Consider the following 18,257-nt stretch of genomic DNA (forward strand, 5'->3'; position numbering starts at 1 on the left):
GGCGGATAATGAAAACGTAGAACGCCTAGAGTAGGATGTTCCCACTCTAGGCGTTCAATGAAATAATTTAAGGACAGGATTTTTAATGGAGTTTACATTTTAGAAGCATCAGCCTGTGCTCTCCGCTTAATTCATCAAAATTTATTTTAAGTATCCTTGTCACTCGCTTTCCCCAATTAACTTCACTTTATTTAATAATTCCTCCAGACTTATCCCTTCACTACCAATTAAATTACTATGCAGCTTAACTGAATTATTATCTTCAATTGTTACCGAGAATGGTTCTATAGCTCCATAATAGTTATTTAGCTCTTTATTCTGTTTAAGGAACAACACATATCTGCTCTTTGTTTTAGGTGCTATATAGAGGAGATCAGATATAGTAACTTGCTCATCATCTTCAGAATTCTTTATAATCAAGGACTCCGCAGCTCGATGATTAACCTTAATGTCTATACTATCTACACTGCCCTTAATAACATTTTCAACTTTAAAATCATAAAGGTGACCTTCTACAAATCCTTCTGCACTTTCTTTATAACTATTATTAGGGTCTCGTAACATATTCCATGTTTCATAGCCGTCCTGGTATTCACCAATTACAATTGTGTCTGATTCATGAACCATTTCTTCTAAATCGTTTGTTGTCGGAAAGTCATAACTTATATTTACATCGGTAGAGACTTCAGGATTGTACATAGAAGTTGCTAAAGTGTTCCATCCAATGGTGCCTGCATATATTTCAGTCATTGTTTTCTTTTTCATTCCATTGATCTTTATTCCAGCCTTTCTCCATAAGAGAACTTAAACCACTTTCTAATGTATAAGTCATGTGCTTGTAATAAAATCTCCATATTTCTTTTTCGTTTGCATGAGCGAGTGTGGTAGATGATAGAAAAAACGAGACAATCAACAAAAAAGCGAAAAATTTTTTAAATCTCATAGTAATCCCCCCCAAAGAAAATTGATATAATTACCAACATACCCTATAATATTCAACTGAATAAAGGGAGGAATGAAATGAAATACATATTAATCCTTATATTAGTAATAATTTCAGGTTGTGGAGAAAAACTTGACAGGGAACAGAGCATGAGCACTGCTGATTTACTAGCGAATGAGACAATCCAAGCAGATCCATCTGCAGATTTATTTTTATATAACGATCGGGTGTATATACGAAAAAACAAAATTGATAACATAGACCAGTTAGGGGATTTGTTAGGAAAGATTCAAGATAATTATGTAAAAGATGCAGGATTTAAAGATTTGATGTCTACGCAACTTCCCGTGGGAACCAAAATATATCAATTGAAACAGGAAGAATCTATTGATCAATTAATTGTTAAAAATAGTAATAAACTAATTATCTACGAGGCATTGCCAGAAGGTTAAAGGTTAAGTAGCGTAGGTCCCTTAAATTGATCTCTGGCCCGTCCAGAATCCCTCTGGATCGTTACTTTTTACCTCTGCCCAACAGGAGCAAGTAGCGCTTCTAATTTCCGTTAGCTACCAATTCAAAAAATAAAAAGAAAATCAAAATCATCCCCCCCAATCTCCCCGCTACAACCAAGAAACAAAGTCAAACCAATCTAATTCAATTCAATCAATAATCTAATCCTTTTCACATTTTATGTCGATACATTGAAATATACATGCATCACCTATCCAATTCCTCATAAATTTAACATCCCAACTAGGCGACTTCACCAACAGTCGTCGAGTAGGTTAGGGGCTTGTGATTTACTTTTTTGCTTCGTAGAATTGTATTACTTGTAGTAGGTTCACCCCTTTGATCCATTTCACATGCAAGCTTTTTTCCTCCGGGGCCCTAATGTCATATTGTAGATGCTATCATTTAGAAATCTCTGTATCATTGCTATTATACATATCATTACAGTTACATATAACAAGGGGGAACTATTCGTACGATGAACAGCTTGTTTATGCGCATTTTTTTATTTTTTTCCTGTTTGATGTTAGCCGCAGGTGCAATTCTGGGCGTTACCATGTACCGATCATCGGCCCAATTGGTTGAGCAGTCGATGGGGATGCAGGCACAGGCGGTAGCGGAACGGGCAGCAGCTTTAATTGACATTTCGCTGTACACCCCGATCAGCACCGGGCGGGACAAAACGATGTATTACGATACGCTGCGTCAGCAGCTCAGTCAGCTCCGTGAGGCCAATGGACTCAAATATTTATACACACTCGGCAAACGAGAAGAAAACGGAAAAGCCGCTTACTACTACGTGGTCGACGGAGCCGCTCCCGATGTAGCCCAAGATGATTTCTCACCATATGGCACACCTGAGGAAACACAGTATGAAGGCATGCTCCAAGCCTTTGCCCAGGATACCTCCATTCGTGGCGAGCTTACCCGTGATGAGGACTACGGAGCAACGATTACAGCTTATGTGCCGATCCATGGAGCGGATGGAAAAATGTTGGGCGTGGTCGGTGCGGATCTCGATTCAACAGCCGTCTATGAGCTGATGTCCCGCAATCGCATCACGATGATCTGGACAGCGCTCGTCATTGTGCTGCTCAGTGTATTGCTCGTGTACATCTTCGCGCGTTATCTAACCCGCCCCTTGGTGAAGCTGAAGAAGCTTATTACCGAGGTGGGCAAGGGAGATCTTACCGTCAACGTAGACCTTGCACGCAAGGATGAAATCGGACAGCTCGCTTCCGAGTTTAAACATCTGGTCACCGATACCCGGCAAGTCATGACAGGTATTCGTCAAAGCTCGGACTCCCTGCTTCAAGCCGCAGAAGAGGTGTCGCAGCATTCACAGGCAACAGCCGAGGCCAGCCAGCGCATTGCCGAGCACACCAATCATACCGCCAGCGGGGCTTCCGAGCAGGTCGTTCGCGCTGGCGAGGTTACGGTGGCGATGGAAGAGATTACACGCAGCATGCAGCATATCGCTCATTCGTCTTCACAAGTTGCCGATGTGTCACAGCACACAACGAACAACGCCATCCAGGGACAAACGAAACTACACACAGCCATCTCCAGCATGGACATCATTCATCAGGCCAATGTACAGATGGCAGCATCCACCACCGAGCTTGCCGAATACTCCAGCAAGATTGAATCGGTGGCACAGCTGATGCAAAACATTGCATCCCAGACGAATTTACTTGCCCTTAATGCCAGCATTGAAGCAGCACGTGCGGGTGAGCATGGCAATGGTTTTGCAGTCGTCGCCTCCGAGGTGCGCAAGCTCGCAGGAGAATCCGAGCAATCCTCACAGCATGTCTCTGAACTGATCGCCGAGATGACCCGTCTGACCTCTGTACTGGCTGAGCATATGTCAGCAAGCACAACAGCGGTACAATCCGGCATGGCGGTCGTTCAGGAGGCCGGTCAGTCATTCTCCTTCATCCATAGCGGGATCGAGACGATTAACGAGCGCCTGCATGAGGTATCCGCTGCTTCCGAGCAACTCTCAGCAAGTTCGGAGGAAGTGTCCGCTTCCATTGAAAATATGGAGCATATCTCGCGGGAATCCTCATCCAGCATTCAGCAGGTATCCCAAGCTACCGAAACGCAGCTGCAATCCATGGGTGAGATCAGCGCTTCCGCCGAGTCACTGCGCGTGTTATCCAGTGAGCTGAATGGCTTGATCAGCCGCTTTAAAATTTAAACCAAAAAAGCCGCACGGCAACGCTCCAACCCACCGGGGTTTACCCGATCACTGGAACAAAGCCTGCGGCTTTCTTTTCGCTCTTGCCTGTATACGATGCGTATCGTTCGTTGACTACGTATGGTAAATAGGTCTTTTTGCCATCAATATCTGCAACTCATAATGGCTCGTCATGATACAAGGCCAGCCCTGCGGCTGCCGATCATTAGTAGCGCTGCGGAGCAGCTTTTTTGCCCAAATCCGTCATATAAGTGAAAAACGCTTCCGGGTCAGTATCATAGACCAATTGCACCGGACGACCATCTGCTTGCTCCACTGTGCGGCCTTGGCTTGGCCCATCTGGAATCACGATGCAGTTCACCGTTTTTTTCTTCACGATATCCTCGCGGCCTACGGAAGCCGTAGTCAGCACATCCCACAGATAATACGTGGAGTTGGTTTCACTGTACACCAGTGGCGGACAACCCGCATAACAGTTCCCCAGGAAATCCACGCCTTCAAAGCGGCGCTCTGCTGCCCAGCGATTACGAACAGCTGGTGTAAGAGGCACTTTGTTCGTGCTCTCCAGAGCAACCAGATCAATCTGGATGCCGCTCTGCCACACGCGATATGCCGCTTCCGGGTCCCAGAATACGTTCCATTCCGCTGTACCGTCATGCTCAGGCTCTTCGACGTTACCACGCTCAAACGTACCGCCCATCCATACCAGCTTGTCGATTTTCTCTTCGATGTCTGGTGCTTCGTCTAGCGCACGTGCGAGGTCCGTCAGCGGGCCGGTGAACAACAGCAACGTTTTACCTTCGGTGTTACGCACCTTTTCGATCAGATGCTGATGTGCGGGAATAGCTGATAGCGGCGCTTCCATTTTGCCCGATTCATTCAGAACAGGCAGTGCATCTACATAGAACGAGTGCAGTCTCCACGCTGGCGGGAACGGGTTTTTGCCTCTGGAATTGGATTTGGATACTTCAACGGAATACGTTCCGAAACGGTCGATAATTTTACGGCTCGCATCTGTCGCCGGCTCCAAATACCCGTCTGCCGGAATGACCGATACACCGGTTACATGTACATTGTCCATCTGCAAAAGCATAAACAGCGATACGAGATCATCCACACCGCCGTCATGATTGAAATACACATTCAGTTTGTTCGTCATGCTTGCTTTCATCCTTCCTCTGGTTACCCCATTGATGTGAACTTGTCCGTCTGCCCATAGCCGACGCTCCCTCTATTATGTCCCATAACCCCCGGTCGAGTAAACCTTCCGCATCCAAAGAATACCGCCACTACAGCGTTTCTGCGCTTTTTTTCCAGCTCATCCATTCCATCTCAAACGCCCTTCCCCAACCTTCATCCACTGGAAAAAAGAAAGATGGACCACGGGCATGAAGCCCCGCCGTCCATCTGCCCCTCCTCCTGGTTTACAGGGATCGGGATGGTTTCTTTTCTTGCTTCTCGGTCACCGGCACATACTTGCCTGGCCAGAAAGCCCATTTGCCCAGCAGCGCTGTAATCGCTGGCACCATAAACGGACGAACCAGGAACGTGTCGAGCAGCACCCCTACGGCAGTGATGATGCCGAACTGCACCAGCACCTGAATCGGCAAGGTTGCCAGAACAGCAAACGTACCTGCCAGAATCAGACCGGCAGAGGTGATAACCGAGCTGGTCTCGCCTACACCTTCTTTGATCGCTTGACGAAGCGGCATTGTTTTGCGCTTCTGCCAGATGCTTGAGATCATGAAGATGTTATAATCCTCGCCCAGTGCCACCAGGAAAACAAAGGAGTAGAGCGGTATTGCACCCTGTATCGCCTCTGCTCCAAGTCCATAGTGGATAATGATCCAACCAAGGCCTAGTGCAGAGAAATATGACAGCACAACTGTCGCAATCAGGTATGCCGTAGCCACAACGGAGCGAAGGTAGAGCAGCAGCAGCAAAGTAATCAGGCCGATGACCACCGGGATAATAATTTTGGCATCCCGTTCGCCGACAACCTCAATATCATATTGCTCAGCGGTCTGCCCATCAATCCAGACCTGCTTGTCTGCATTAGATACCCCCGCATCCTTCAATGCTGCTTCTGCTGTAGACCGCAGATCAGGAATACGCTGCATTGCTTCCATGGAATACGGGTTCAGATTGAATTCCACATCGTATGCGGTAATGTTGGCATTCTCGGCACCTTGCTGCGCGTCACTTACCTTGCTGATATAATCCAGTGATTCGAGCCGCTGCTTCAGATCGGTCTCCTTGCCGCCAGCATCCACAATCACTTTGACCGGAGCCAGCTCCCCTTGGGAAAACTGCTCACCAATAACCTTGAAGCCCTCACGGGAAGGCACATTTTCCGGGAAGGAGGAAAGCAGGTCATACGTGAATTTCACCTGACTAGAGAAGGCAGCCATACCTCCAAGCAACACAACCGTAATCGCCAGAACCGTCCACGGCTTGGTCGTTACGATGCGTCCGATCCAGCTTTCGCGAATTTTGCGCGGAGCTGGTGCCGGTTTGCCTTTTTTCTTCGCCCGTTCCACTTCCATCTCATGAGTGCGTGGAACAAACGGATAGAACGAGCCCCGTCCAAAGATGGCAAGCAATGCCGGAACCAGCGTCAGACTTGCAATAAACATAATAAAGATGGACAGACTGAATGGTACAGCAAAACGATGATATGCTCCATATTCAGCCAATAGCAGCACCAGCAGGGCCACCACAACCGTGAATCCACTCATCGCAATCGCGCCGGATGAACCGGTGATTGCCTGGAAGATTGCTTTCTTTTTGTCCGGCTCATGATAGAGAATTTGACGGTATCTGGAGATCATGAACAGACAGTAATCTGTTCCGGCTCCGAAGAGCAATACAGTCATAATCGAGATGGACTGTGCATCCACCGTGATCCAGCCCTGATCCGCCATGAATCCGAGAATTGGACTCGTGACCATATAGGCAAAGCCAACCGCAATAATCGGGATGATCGCCAGTACCGGCGAGCGATAGATCAAGAGCAGCAGCACCAGTACCAGCACCACCGTTGCAATTAGCAGGGACACATCCGCGGAGGAAAACAATCCGCTCGCATCAATGGAGATTCCAACTGGCCCGGTTACACGGGCAATCAGCTTGCTTTCATTGTCTATAGCCGTATCAAATGGATTCATGCCGAAGATGGCTTTTGTTTTTTCCTCCAGCCCTTCAATGCCTGCCTTCAGCTGCTTCGAATCGGCATCCTTATTGAAGAACAGCGGCATAACGATGGTGCTGCCATCTTCGGAGAGCTGCCCCTTGAGTGCTTGCGGAGGCAGTTTATATAGTGGCACAACAGACTGCTGCTGCTCCACCGGGTCCTGATCCAGCCGTTCGGTTAACGCCTGAATCTGCTGTATCTGATCCTCGGTCAGACCGGCGGGGTTACGCCACACGATGAGTGCGGGTAAGCCCTCACCGCCGGGGAACTCCTTTTTCGCCAAGGCAGCAGCCTGTACAGACGGTTTCGAATCACTCAGGTCCTGTGCATTATTCGTCTCACGGTCACCTACTGCCGGCCAGATCACACCAAGCACAACCGCAATCACAATCCATACGAGCAATGTAACCCATTTACTTCGTTTGCCCGCCACAAAGCGGCCATAACCTGAACCTTCCTGCATGGTTTATTCATCTCCCTAGTTTTGTTTAATGTTAAGCAGGCATTACCTTAAAAAAGCCCTAATTCATGTCATGGCATAGAAATGAACCGTGGGTCATAATATAATTGAGTTAATTATATATACCGGAAGGTTAATTATGCAATCCCTAATTTTATGTCAATATAAAGCAAATTATTTTATCCAAAAACGAGGTCGGTGTTTATGAGTAAAAAAACAGCAAAACAAACAAGCACGGCGCGTGCTCCGGGCAGACCCAAAGCGGGAGCAGATCAGACATCTGCCTACTCCAGCATATTATTGACTGCCTCCAGAATGTTTATGGAATACGGGTACGAGGCCGTTTCTCTTCAGCAGATTGCTTCCGTATGTAAGGTAACCAAAGCATCAATCTATTATCATTTTTCCAGTAAACCCGAGCTGTTCACTGCAGCAATTACCCGCATGATGGGAATGGGCATGGAGCAAACAGCATTACGTTTAAGTGAACCGGGTACGTTGCACGAGCGACTGGTCAGTGTGGCAGCGGCCAAGATGCAGCAGTCTCATGTGGATACGGAAACGATGATGCGCGAAGCCAATGCATACCTGAGTACCGAGCAGCTCGCCCAAATCCGTGAGGCAGAGCATCGTATCTTCGAGGTGCTCGCCACACATTTTCAGCGTGAGATGGACAACGGTTATTTGCGTCAGGGCAATACCTTGCTGCTCGCTCAGGCCTTTACATCCTTGCTGATGCTTGCCAACCGCGAGGATGTACGCCATATGCATGAGACCATCGCTGAGCTGGCGCAGGAGTTGGTTGGACTGTTTTTGAATGGAGCGGTTAATTAATCCATCATTATCGTTACTAAAGGAGGAACACCCATGTCACAGCCTAAACCTACGAATCGTATCGTCAAGTTAATGGAAACCAAACGCATCTATCTTCGCCCATTCGAAACGACGGATGTGGAGGCCTATTACCCGAGCCTGTTTGATGCCGAGCTGCGCAGACTTACAGGAACTCAGCGCAGCTTCACCCTCGCTCAGGTTGAACGTTATGTAGAAAGTGCAGCACAGGATGATTCCAGACTTATGCTGCTCATTGCCTTGCAAGGAACACACGAAATTATCGGTGAAGTTGTACTGATGGATATCCATGCCCAAAACCGCAGCGCTCATATCCGCGTTGCCATTGATCAGCCTGCCCATCAAGGGAAAGGTTATGGAAGTGAAGCGATACTGCTGATGCTTGATTATGGATTCGGAATCGCCAATCTGCATCGGATCGAGCTGGAGGTGTTTGCGTTTAACGAGCGTGCCATTCGCACTTATGAGAAGCTGGGATTCCAGCGGGAGGGCGTGAAACGGGACGTATTGTATTACCATCATCAGTACCACGATGCCATTCTGATGAGCATACTTGAAGATGAGTTCCGGCGGAGACATCTGACAACGTCTGAATAACCACAGCTCATTGACAAAAAAACGGGGGGGGAGATTACTCCCCCGCCCCAGTAAGAAAATGTAAATGACCTGACAGCACCGATAGCTCGGCCGGTGTTTGCAGATACAATTCACCGTCGGTATCGGCCAGCATAGGCTCATCTGTATGTAGTTTCAGAGATGATGCTTTGAGATAGATAATGCTTTCGTTTTGCGGATTGAACTCTTCCTGTGGCTTGTGTGACAAAATATCTCGCAACAACGGCAGACCTGTCTCTCGGATAATAAGCACATCCAGCTTGCCATCCTCCATGGAATCTTTTGCAAACGGGAGTGCATTCGTTGCAAGTGAGCGACCATTCGAAACGTAGATCATAACGGCCTCTCCTTCCAGCTTTTCTCCGTCTGCCTCCAACACGTAATGAAACCCCTTGGCTGCATTTACGGTCTGCAATGTACTGATGAAATAACTAAGTTTACCCAGTGCCCCTTTCAGGTTGGGATTAATATTTTGCGAAGTATCACTAATAAGGCCGATGCCGTAAAAGTTGGTAAACACCCGGTCATTGGCACGGCCAATATCGACAAGCTTTGTTTTCCCCTCAATGAACTCCTTAGCCGCCGTCTTCACATCCGGTGAAATGCCGAGTGAACGCGCAAAATCATTGCAGGTTCCTCCAGGCAAAACGCCAACCAAAGGTGGATTCTCCAGAACTGCAAGTCCATTAACACATTCGTGGACTGTTCCGTCCCCGCCTAAAATAAATACCACATCAAATTGTTCGCCGCGCTCACGACATAACCGTTCTCCGTCCCCCGGACCATTGGTACGAGCGATAACCAACTCTTGAAAAGCTGGAGCCAGCTCTCCGACAGCTACACCTACGGTATTTGCACGATTTGACTTACCCGCGTGACTGTGATGAATTAAGAGTGCTCTGTTAAAATCCAATGTATCTTCCTCCCTCTTGATGCTTGACGATGGTTGATCCTGTTACATCTGGAACCGATGATTTCATAGCAATTAAATGATGATTCCAGTAAAATTATAATAACACTTTCTAATATTCGAATAAAATGCATCCTTCAGCTCCATGCAGCCGTACTAGTATCATACATGTTGTCCTGCAAAGAATTGAATACTATGCACATCGTGTACTGCAATTCAAACGGTTTAATTCTATAGCAGATCAGAATTGGAGGTATTCCCAATGATTCCAGCTACATTAGAGCAATTAGAGCAAGTACGCAAGGAATGCCGCACCATGGTTCGCAAGAGAGCGACCGCTTCAGCCGGCTCCACACTCGTACCTCTTCCCGGTACAGATGTCATCGCTGACGTGGGTATGCTGATGCAACTGTTACCTGCCATTAACAACAAATTCGGATTATCGCAAAAGCAGCTCGACGGTCTCGATCCTGAAACGAAATCTATGATTTATGGATTTGTGATGTCCATTGGAAGTAAAATCATCGGCCGCATGGTCACCAAGGAACTGGTCGTTCAAGTGCTCAAACGGGTAGGGGTACGTGTTGCAACCAAGTCGGTTGCCAAGTTTGTCCCGTTTGCAGGACAAGGCCTTGCCGCAGCTCTCAGCTTCACCGCCATGCGCTACGTGGGCAACAAACACATCGACGACTGTTATGAAGTAGTCAAACGTATGATAGAACAGCGTGAAGGGCTCTCAGGTGAACCCACACCGGCATTAGGTTCAGCAGAATTAGAGCAAACAAAATAAAGTATAAGAGCTCCTGTACAATACTTTACGGGAGCTCTTATCTTTATTTGGAGAACTTAATAATCTATATTTGTATCTTTCTGAGCATCCAGATCGCTTGTCCCAGATATACTCTGAATTTATATGACCAGCATTCCACAAAACAAAGAGACCTATTATTCCCTGTTCTAATTCATGTGAAATGCTGGCTGAGTATTCTAAATCGCCTGCGGCTGCTGCTCCGAGAACTGACTGTTGTACAGGTCAGCATAGAAGCCCTGCTTCGCCATAAGCTCCTCATGATTCCCCTGTTCAATCACGTTACCGTGATCCATCACCAGGATCAGATCGGCACCGCGAATGGTAGACAGACGGTGGGCGATAACAAAACTCGTACGGTTTTGCATCAGTTCATTCATCGCTTTCTGGATAAAGACCTCGGTCCGTGTATCCACGCTGCTGGTCGCTTCATCGAGAATCATAATGGATGGATTCGCCAGAATCGCTCTCGCAATGGTCAATAGCTGCTTCTGACCTTGAGAGATGTTTGACGCCTCTTCATTCAGAATCGTATCGTAGCCATCCGGCAGGGTGCGAATGAAATGATCCGCATGGGCAGCAACAGCGGCTTTGACCACTTCCTCTTCCGTTGCTCCTTCCCGCCCATAGGCAATGTTATCCCGAATCGTACCGTTGAACAGCCACGTATCCTGAAGCACCATGCCAAACATACTGCGCAGATTGCTGCGTGACATCTCCTTGATATTGATGCCGTCAATGGTGATACGGCCACTTTGCAGCTCGTAGAAGCGCATGAGCAGGTTGATCAATGTCGTTTTCCCGGCCCCGGTCGGCCCGACAATAGCTACGGTCTGTCCTGGCGCAACATCAATGTTCATGTTGTGAATGAGCAGTTCATTTGCCTTATAACCAAAATCCACTGCTTCAAAGGCAACCGCACCTGTCGGAACTTTCAAGACTGCGGGCTGCTTCGACTCAGGCACTTCCTCTTCCTCATCCAATAATTCAAACACCCGTTCCGCCGAAGCAATGGTTGACTGAATAATGTTGGAGATGTTCGCGATCTGGTTGATCGGCTGTGTGAACTGACGTGAATATTGGGTAAAGGCCAGAATATCCCCGATGGAGATGGAGCCCCGTGTAACAAAAATTCCGCCAACTACACAGATCAGCACGTAACCCAGGTTCCCGACAAAGTTCATCAAGGGCATAATAATGCCGGAGATAAACTGTGCTTTCCAGCCGGAGGCATACAACTCCTCATTCACTTTCTCAAATTGCTGTACGGATTTCTCCTCGCGTCCGAACGCTTTGACGACCTTATGGCCGGTGTACATCTCTTCCACATGACCGTTCAGCTGCCCAAGCGACTTCTGCTGTCCTGCAAAATGCTTCTGCGAGCGGGAAGCCACCAGCATAACGACCACAACACTGAGCGGTAATGTCAAAATCGTAATCAACGTCATCCACGGACTGATGGTGAGCATCATTATGATGACACCAACAATGGTTACGACAGACGTAATAAACTGAGCCAAGCTCTGTTGCAGCGTGTTGCTGATATTATCCACGTCATTGGTTGCACGACTGAGCGTCTCACCATGTGTACGGGAATCAAAATATTTGAGCGGCAATCGTCCAACCTTGGCACTGATCTGCTCACGCATATCATAGACAACACGTTGTGCCACACCAGCCATCAGGTACTGCTGTACATACATGAAGGCGGCACTGAACAGATACAATCCAAGCAGAAGATACAGCACCCTCATCAAGGCTGGAAAATCAACCCCGGCTCCCTGCACACCCTGCATAACGGCGATGGCTCCTTTGGCAAGAATGTTTGTACCCTCCGCCATCACCTTCGGGCTTATAATGCTGAACACGGTGCTTAGAATAGCCGCAACCAGTACCCAAAGCAAACGAACGCTGTGTGGTTTTAAATACTGAATCAGGCGACGCAATGTACCCTTGAAATCTTTGGCTTTTTCAGCCGGAGGGCGCATGCCCATACCACCGCCGGGATGACCCGGCCCACGCGGAGCACTTGGCGCTTTGCGTTCTGCTGTACGTTCACTCATGCGATCTCCTCCTCAGTCAGCTGGGAGGATACAATCTCGCGATACACTTCATTGTTCTCCAGCAGCTCTTTATGTGTTCCTGAGCCGACAATTCGGCCTTCATCCATCACAAGGATACGGTCTGCATCCATCACCGTGCTTACCCGCTGGGCGACGATCAGTACGGCCGCTTCCGTCGTTTCCGACTTGAGTGCAGCACGAAGTTTGGCATCCGTTTTGAAATCCAGAGCCGAAAAGCTGTCATCAAAAATATATATGTCCGGACGACGAACCAGTGCCCGTGCAATGGATAAACGCTGCTTCTGTCCACCAGACACGTTATTTCCGCCTTGTGCAATCAGGCTGTCATACCCGTCCTTCATCTCGGAGATGAAGTTCTCGGCCTGTGCTGTACGCGCTGCCTGCATGACCTCATCCATACTCGCATCATCTTTGCCGTGACGAATGTTCTCTGCAATCGTGCCTGTGAACAGCACTGCCTTTTGCGGTACGAACCCGATCTTGGATCGCAGCTCCTCCTGTCGAAGCTCACGTACATCCGTTCCATTGACACGCACTGTGCCAGCAGTGACATCATAGAAACGCGGGATGAGACTGAGTAACGTGGTCTTTCCTGAACCCGTCCCGCCGATAATGGCTGTCGTTTCACCCGAACGAGCCGTGAAGGAAATATCGGACAGCGCCGCATTCTCTGCACCCGGGTAACGGAAGGTGACATGATCGAACTCAATCGTTCCCTGCATGGATTTCATCGTTGAAGGCTGTACAGGATCGGACAGATCTGGCTGCATATCCAGCACTTCATTAATACGTTCCGCCGAAGCTGATGCTCTCGGAATCATAACAAAGATCATGGACACCATAATCAGGGAGAACATGATCTGCATCGCATACTGCACAAAGGCAATCAGAGCACCGATGTTCATATCACCACTATCAAGCCGCAGACCGCCAAAATACAGAATGGCAATCATGGAAAAGTTCATGACCAGCATCATAACCGGCATGACGGTTGCCATCAGCACATTAACCTTGATGGATGCATCTCTGAGTTCGGTATTGGCTCCATTGAAACGAACACGCTCATGCTCGCCCCGATTAAAGGAGCGAACAACCCGAATACCCGTCAACTGCTCGCGCAGCACAAGGTTAAGCCGGTCCAGCTTTTTCTGAATTTGCTTGAATAGTGGAAAGCCTTTGGAACCGATGAATGCAATCGCTCCGGCCAGTACAGGCAAGACAACTAGAAATATGGTGGACAGCTTTGCATCCTGAGAAACCGCCATGAATATCCCCCCGATACACATCATCGGAGCCATAATCATCATACGCAGCATCATCGTTAATACGTTCTGTACCTGAGTGATGTCGTTGGTTGTGCGAGTAATCAGTGAAGCCGTGCCCAGCTTGTCGAACTCCTGTAGAGAGAAATTCTCTACATGCCGAAACACTCTGCTGCGCAGCTGCTTGGCGAATCCGCCCGCTGTGCGTGAAGACAGATAACTCGCGATAATAGAACAGGCTGTTCCGCCAATCGCGATCAGCAGCATGAAACCGCCAATTTTCCAGATATAAGGCACATCACCTTTGACGATACCGAAATTCACGATATCTGCCATTAAGGTAGGCAAGTACAGCTCAGCCATCGTTTGCAGAAAGACAAGCCCCAGAATGAAAATAATCGGGATACGATATGGCTGGAGCATGCGAAACAGTTTCATCATGGCGTATCATCTCCTTGTTCGGGTGCATCATTTCTGTGCTCGGTTGTTTCATCCCCTTGTTTAGTTGAATCGCTGGAAGGGGAAACTTGTGTATCAAAGAAGGTGTACACCTTGCTGAGCAGTTCAGCCAATTGCAGACTGTCCGCTTCGCCCAGATGTTCGACCAGTCTATTAAACGTTGCCATCCGTTCTTCATGTGCCGCACGAATGATCGCACGGCCTGCATCTGTAATCGTAATTCTTACAGCCCGCCGATCCTCAGGGTCCATTGTGCGCTCCACCAGACCCTCATCCTCCAGACCGCGAATAACCGGGGTAATGGTTGGTGATTTTACGCGTAGCAATGCGCTGATCTCCGATACTTTCAGTCCCGGATGCTCCTGGTTCAGATGGCTCTCAAAATCAGGCGGATTATCGCGCCAATCCATGCGCTCACCCGGATGTGCGCCATGAAGCAGACAGGCCAGCACCATAATCTCATTATGATTGCGCCCATGTGGCTTATGCTGTCTCCATTTACCTTTGTTAAACTGCATAATGGAGTATAAAAGCTTCTGAGCCACCGGATCTATGCCAGTCATCACATCATCCTCCTTCTCAGTTCTTGCCGGAACAGAACGTCCGTCAGAACAATCATAGTCTGTCTATTAAATAGGTCACTTATTTAATAGACATCCAATTTAATAGTACATCAATTAATTAGGTGTACTAAGTATATTCTCAGCATGCGGATATGTCAATCATTTCATTCATGACAAATGCATCCATATTTTAGAACCTTTATAATCCAATCAGGCAGAATAAAAAGCCCTCAATTCCCTCCACTTGACTGTACCAAGCAGAGGCAATCGAGAGCCGTCTCATACATAATGAAATTTATAACAAAGGGCATATCCTGCAGATCAATGAAACACTATGCTATTTGGACGCAGACACCGTCTCCTGCACAGCATTAAACGGGAAATAAGCCTTCGCATTGTTATATGCAATCCCCTGTACAATCTGACCGAGCAGTTCCATATCCTGCGGTGCTTCACCTTGTTCAGCCCATTCACCAATCAGGTTGCACAGCAAACGGCGGAAGTATTCATGTCTCGTATAGGAGAGGAAGCTTCTTGAGTCGGTAAGCATGCCGACAAAACGGCTGAGCAGCCCTACGTTTGCCAGCGCTTTCATCTGAGCGAGCATGCCATCCTTCGTATCATTGAACCACCATGCCGCACCAAGTTGGATTTTGCCTGGAGTACCGCCGCCCTGGAAGCTGCCAATGATTGCTGCCAGCACCTCATTATCCCTCGGATTAAGGGAGTAGAGGATCGTTTTGGGCAAAGCATCCTGCTGCTCCAGCGTATCGAGCAAGCCAATGACCGCAGCAGATAATGGCATATCATTTACGGAATCATAACCTGTATCAGGACCGAGCTTTCTAAACATTTTGGTGTTGTTGTTACGTGCTGCATTGATGTGAAACTGCATCACCCAGCCCCGCTCCGCGTAAAGCTTGCCAAGGAATGTCAGTGTCACGGTTTTGTATCCGTCCTCTTCCGTGCGGGAAACCCTCTCTCCAGCAAGGGCTTTGGCAAAAGCTGCTGCTGCTTCCTCGCGAGTGGCCGTCGCGTACGGTACATAATCGAGCGCATGGTCAGATACACGCCCGCCGACGGAGTGGAAAAATTCGACACGGGATTCCAGCGCTTTCAGGAATGAGTCATAGTCCGTAATTTCTGTGTCCGCTACCTGCGATAGCTTCGCCACCCATTCGATAAAAGTATCCCGGTTCAATTCCAGACCTTTATCGGGACGGAAGGACGGCAGCACCGCTGTATCGAAACCTTCGATCTCCTGAATCTTCAGATGATATTCCAGAGAATCGGTTGGATCATCGGTGGTGCATACAACCGTGACATTGGATTTGGTGATCAGATCACGCGCACCAAAGCCTTCGCTGGTCAGCTTTGCATTTACTTTTTCCCAGATCGCCGGAGCGCTCGTTTCATTCAATACATCATGCACATCGAAATAACGCTGCAATTCCAGATGAGACCAGGCGTACAGCGGGTTGCCAATCATCATTGGCACTGTTCTAGCATATGCGAGGAATCGGTCGTAATCCGTCACTCCTTCGCCGCCTGTTACATATTTTTCTTCAATCCCGTTAGCTCTCATCAAGCGCCATTTGTAATGGTCGCCATATAACCAGGCCTCTGTCAGATTGCCAAATGTTTTATTTTCGTAAATTTCCTGAGGACTGAGGTGGCAGTGATAATCCATAATCGGCATGTCTTTCGCATATTCCTCATACAGCCTGACTGCCGTTTCATTGTGAAGCAGGAACTGTTCATCCAAAAAAGATTTCATTCGCCTTGCACGCTCCCTTTAGGTGAGTTTACGTTCATATCGGTTCACTTCCCAATCTTTACGCTACACCGTTTGCCCGCAAAGTTCAATATAAAATGATAGCGTTCTCAAAAAAGGTTGATTTAGGCATATGCCCAGGAACACGGTATACTGATTTTAACGCAAATGATACCGATATGAAGATCAGCATGTAATGCATTGAACTACATCGTGGTCTTACATCTGGTGGATTAGGAGATGAAAAAGATGAAACTCACTTTTCTTGGTACAGGGGACATGTTCAGTGTGGAGCAGCATCATAACAGTATGCTCGCCGAATTTGGCGGCACTCATCTGGTGATTGATTTTCCAGAGTCCAACGCCAAAGCGCTTAAACAATACGGATTCGCTATGACCGGCATTCATAATGTATTTATTAGCCACCTGCACGAAGATCATATTAACGGGGTACAAATGCTTGGCTATTATGCACAGATCGTAGGAGACCGCAAACCCCGTCTGTTCATTCATGAGCAGCTAGTTGACCCACTGTGGAGCATCCTTTCTCCAGGCATGCGATATACGACAGATGGAGAACGCACACTGGGCGATTATTATGATGTCGTACCGCTGCCGGACGGAGGCAGCTTCGAGCTGGGAGGTGTGACATTCGAGACGTTTCGCACGCAGCATGTTCCCGGCATGGTCAGCAACGGACTGATGGCGAAGCCTTATTTTTACTACAGTGCAGACAGCACGCTTGATCGTGAACGGGTGGAGCGAATTGCGCCCGAGGTGCAGCTCATATTCCATGAATGCCACATGCATGACCTGGTGATCAAATCTCATACATCGTTGAAGGATCTGGAGCAGCTGCCTGCTGACATAAAACAAAAGACCGTGCTGATGCACTATCATGATGAATACGCGGATGCGGCAGCACGCGCACAGTTTAACCGCACACGAGGAGACAGGCTGCGCATGGCTGGCACGCTGGAGTCCTTTGAGCTGGTGGAGTAACGAAGGATTGAATGCCGAGTGGATCTCATTGGTTTCATTAACTTCATAAATGCTGATCACGTTATCCTTGGGGTCGATGGCTCAGTATCGCTAACGATCACCAGCAACCTTATTCGAGGTATATTGGAAGGTTCAAAATTCTAACGATCGCCAGAAGCGTTATTTCAATGAAAATGCTGTAAATGCTGCTGTTTTGACGGGTTTGATGCGAAATAAGATTACTGAGGATCGTTAGATTTCCAAAGAAGCTATTTTGGGGCAAATAAGGTCTGCTGAGATCGTTAGAATTTTGGAGCTTGGAAGTCTGAGGGATAAGGGTGTTGGGTGTTGGGTGTTGGGTGTTGGGTGCTGGGTGTTGGGGATATAGCGTGATTCCTTTGGAATCGAGATCCATATTGGACGACATGCCGTTACAGGCGTTATTTGCAAAAAAAACAACAAAACCACCCGAACCAGTCCGCAGCAGCGCGTCTGTTGGCACTGCATCCTACACCTATTCGTTCGAAAATCTTCTCACGAATGACGATGCAGCTCCGTTTCGGGTGGTTTAAACATTTGTCCCCATGCTCATATCGAGTTCACTCGAATTTCACTTCATTACAACACCAGTAGTGTCTTCATC

The 18,257-nt window shown here is 48.0% G+C and carries 16 protein-coding genes; 6 read left to right on the forward strand and 10 right to left on the reverse strand.

Annotation, left to right across the window (positions count from 1 at the left end; genetic code table 11):
- Window positions 1-159: 159 nt before the first annotated feature.
- Window positions 160-765: a hypothetical protein gene (locus DFQ00_RS07175; protein WP_110895784.1), complete on the reverse strand. Its 606-nt coding sequence runs from the start codon at window positions 763-765 to the stop codon at window positions 160-162.
- Complete coding sequence (locus DFQ00_RS07180) at window positions 743-943, reverse strand: hypothetical protein (RefSeq protein ID WP_110895785.1); 201 nt, start codon at window positions 941-943, stop codon at window positions 743-745. Before DFQ00_RS07180 ends, DFQ00_RS07175 begins: the two co-directional genes overlap by 23 nt.
- Before the next feature lie 77 nt (window positions 944-1,020).
- On the opposite strand from DFQ00_RS07180, the gene DFQ00_RS07185 reads away from it, so the two are divergent.
- Both DFQ00_RS07185 and DFQ00_RS07190 read left to right on the forward strand, forming a co-directional pair.
- Window positions 1,021-1,395, forward strand: a complete 375-nt coding sequence (locus DFQ00_RS07185) for a hypothetical protein (protein ID WP_110895786.1) — start codon at window positions 1,021-1,023, stop codon at window positions 1,393-1,395.
- Between the two features lie 581 nt (window positions 1,396-1,976).
- Entirely contained in the window at window positions 1,977-3,653 is a 1,677-nt protein-coding gene (locus tag DFQ00_RS07190; protein WP_244213719.1) for a methyl-accepting chemotaxis protein, read from the forward strand.
- 205 nt (window positions 3,654-3,858) lie between these two features.
- On the opposite strand, the gene DFQ00_RS07195 is transcribed toward DFQ00_RS07190, so the two are convergent.
- The gene (locus DFQ00_RS07195) at window positions 3,859-4,812 is read right to left on the reverse strand and encodes a nucleoside hydrolase (RefSeq protein WP_110895788.1); all 954 of its coding nucleotides are present in this window, start codon (window positions 4,810-4,812) and stop codon (window positions 3,859-3,861) included.
- A 265-nt stretch (window positions 4,813-5,077) separates the two neighbouring features.
- Window positions 5,078-7,309 (reverse strand): MMPL family transporter, encoded by a 2,232-nt coding sequence (locus DFQ00_RS07200; RefSeq protein WP_110895789.1) that lies wholly within the window; start codon window positions 7,307-7,309, stop codon window positions 5,078-5,080.
- 201 nt (window positions 7,310-7,510) lie between these two features.
- Between DFQ00_RS07200 and DFQ00_RS07205 the strand changes: the two genes are divergently transcribed.
- Both DFQ00_RS07205 and DFQ00_RS07210 read left to right on the forward strand, forming a co-directional pair.
- Window positions 7,511-8,140: a TetR/AcrR family transcriptional regulator gene (locus tag DFQ00_RS07205; protein ID WP_110895790.1), complete on the forward strand. Its 630-nt coding sequence runs from the start codon at window positions 7,511-7,513 to the stop codon at window positions 8,138-8,140.
- A gap of 33 nt (window positions 8,141-8,173) precedes the next feature.
- Window positions 8,174-8,755: a GNAT family N-acetyltransferase gene (locus tag DFQ00_RS07210; RefSeq protein WP_110895791.1), complete on the forward strand. Its 582-nt coding sequence runs from the start codon at window positions 8,174-8,176 to the stop codon at window positions 8,753-8,755.
- A 34-nt stretch (window positions 8,756-8,789) separates the two neighbouring features.
- Here DFQ00_RS07210 and DFQ00_RS07215 read toward each other — a convergent pair whose 3' ends face one another.
- Window positions 8,790-9,686, reverse strand: coding sequence for a diacylglycerol/lipid kinase family protein (locus DFQ00_RS07215; protein WP_110895792.1), 897 nt, complete (start codon window positions 9,684-9,686; stop codon window positions 8,790-8,792).
- A gap of 244 nt (window positions 9,687-9,930) precedes the next feature.
- Between DFQ00_RS07215 and DFQ00_RS07220 the strand changes: the two genes are divergently transcribed.
- On the forward strand, window positions 9,931-10,473 hold the full coding sequence (locus DFQ00_RS07220) for a hypothetical protein (RefSeq protein ID WP_208643761.1): 543 nt from the start codon (window positions 9,931-9,933) through the stop codon (window positions 10,471-10,473).
- A gap of 197 nt (window positions 10,474-10,670) precedes the next feature.
- Here the strand turns inward: DFQ00_RS07220 and DFQ00_RS07225 are convergent, their stop codons facing one another.
- The 4 genes from DFQ00_RS07225 to uxaC all read right to left on the reverse strand — a co-directional run bounded on the left by DFQ00_RS07225 (window position 10,671) and on the right by uxaC (window position 16,636).
- Window positions 10,671-12,554, reverse strand: a complete 1,884-nt coding sequence (locus tag DFQ00_RS07225; RefSeq protein ID WP_110895794.1) for an ABC transporter ATP-binding protein — start codon at window positions 12,552-12,554, stop codon at window positions 10,671-10,673.
- On the reverse strand, window positions 12,551-14,278 hold the full coding sequence (locus DFQ00_RS07230) for an ABC transporter ATP-binding protein (RefSeq protein WP_110895795.1): 1,728 nt from the start codon (window positions 14,276-14,278) through the stop codon (window positions 12,551-12,553). The genes DFQ00_RS07225 and DFQ00_RS07230 overlap by 4 nt, the downstream gene beginning before the upstream one ends.
- On the reverse strand, window positions 14,275-14,859 hold the full coding sequence (locus DFQ00_RS07235) for a MarR family winged helix-turn-helix transcriptional regulator (protein ID WP_110895796.1): 585 nt from the start codon (window positions 14,857-14,859) through the stop codon (window positions 14,275-14,277). Before DFQ00_RS07235 ends, DFQ00_RS07230 begins: the two co-directional genes overlap by 4 nt.
- Before the next feature lie 337 nt (window positions 14,860-15,196).
- A complete protein-coding gene (gene uxaC, locus DFQ00_RS07240) occupies window positions 15,197-16,636 on the reverse strand; it encodes a glucuronate isomerase (RefSeq protein ID WP_110895797.1) in 1,440 nt (479 codons plus the stop codon).
- Between the two features lie 246 nt (window positions 16,637-16,882).
- Between uxaC and DFQ00_RS07245 the strand changes: the two genes are divergently transcribed.
- Complete coding sequence (locus tag DFQ00_RS07245) at window positions 16,883-17,635, forward strand: MBL fold metallo-hydrolase (RefSeq protein ID WP_167433626.1); 753 nt, start codon at window positions 16,883-16,885, stop codon at window positions 17,633-17,635.
- Window positions 17,636-17,744: 109 nt separating this feature from the next.
- On the opposite strand, the gene DFQ00_RS28750 is transcribed toward DFQ00_RS07245, so the two are convergent.
- Window positions 17,745-18,116: a hypothetical protein gene (locus DFQ00_RS28750; protein ID WP_146236129.1), complete on the reverse strand. Its 372-nt coding sequence runs from the start codon at window positions 18,114-18,116 to the stop codon at window positions 17,745-17,747.
- Window positions 18,117-18,257: the final 141 nt, after the last annotated feature.

Origin of the sequence: Paenibacillus barcinonensis (genome assembly GCF_003217495.1) — a bacterium.
GTDB lineage: Bacteria > Bacillota > Bacilli > Paenibacillales > Paenibacillaceae > Paenibacillus > Paenibacillus barcinonensis.

Bases quoted from the DNA above. Each gene is read 5' to 3' on its own strand.
- DFQ00_RS07175 (WP_110895784.1), bottom strand. From the start codon at position 765: ATGAAAAAGAAAACAATGACTGAAATATATGCAGGCACCATTGGATGG.
- DFQ00_RS07180 (WP_110895785.1), bottom strand. From the start codon at position 943: ATGAGATTTAAAAAATTTTTCGCTTTTTTGTTGATTGTCTCGTTTTTT.
- DFQ00_RS07185 (WP_110895786.1), top strand. From the start codon at position 1,021: ATGAAATACATATTAATCCTTATATTAGTAATAATTTCAGGTTGTGGA.
- DFQ00_RS07190 (WP_244213719.1), top strand. From the start codon at position 1,977: ATGTTAGCCGCAGGTGCAATTCTGGGCGTTACCATGTACCGATCATCG.
- DFQ00_RS07195 (WP_110895788.1), bottom strand. From the start codon at position 4,812: ATGACGAACAAACTGAATGTGTATTTCAATCATGACGGCGGTGTGGAT.
- DFQ00_RS07200 (WP_110895789.1), bottom strand. From the start codon at position 7,309: ATGCAGGAAGGTTCAGGTTATGGCCGCTTTGTGGCGGGCAAACGAAGT.
- DFQ00_RS07205 (WP_110895790.1), top strand. From the start codon at position 7,511: ATGAGTAAAAAAACAGCAAAACAAACAAGCACGGCGCGTGCTCCGGGC.
- DFQ00_RS07210 (WP_110895791.1), top strand. From the start codon at position 8,174: ATGTCACAGCCTAAACCTACGAATCGTATCGTCAAGTTAATGGAAACC.
- DFQ00_RS07225 (WP_110895794.1), bottom strand. From the start codon at position 12,554: ATGAGTGAACGTACAGCAGAACGCAAAGCGCCAAGTGCTCCGCGTGGG.
- DFQ00_RS07230 (WP_110895795.1), bottom strand. From the start codon at position 14,278: ATGATGAAACTGTTTCGCATGCTCCAGCCATATCGTATCCCGATTATT.
- DFQ00_RS07235 (WP_110895796.1), bottom strand. From the start codon at position 14,859: ATGACTGGCATAGATCCGGTGGCTCAGAAGCTTTTATACTCCATTATG.
- uxaC (WP_110895797.1), bottom strand. From the start codon at position 16,636: ATGAAATCTTTTTTGGATGAACAGTTCCTGCTTCACAATGAAACGGCA.
- DFQ00_RS07245 (WP_167433626.1), top strand. From the start codon at position 16,883: ATGAAACTCACTTTTCTTGGTACAGGGGACATGTTCAGTGTGGAGCAG.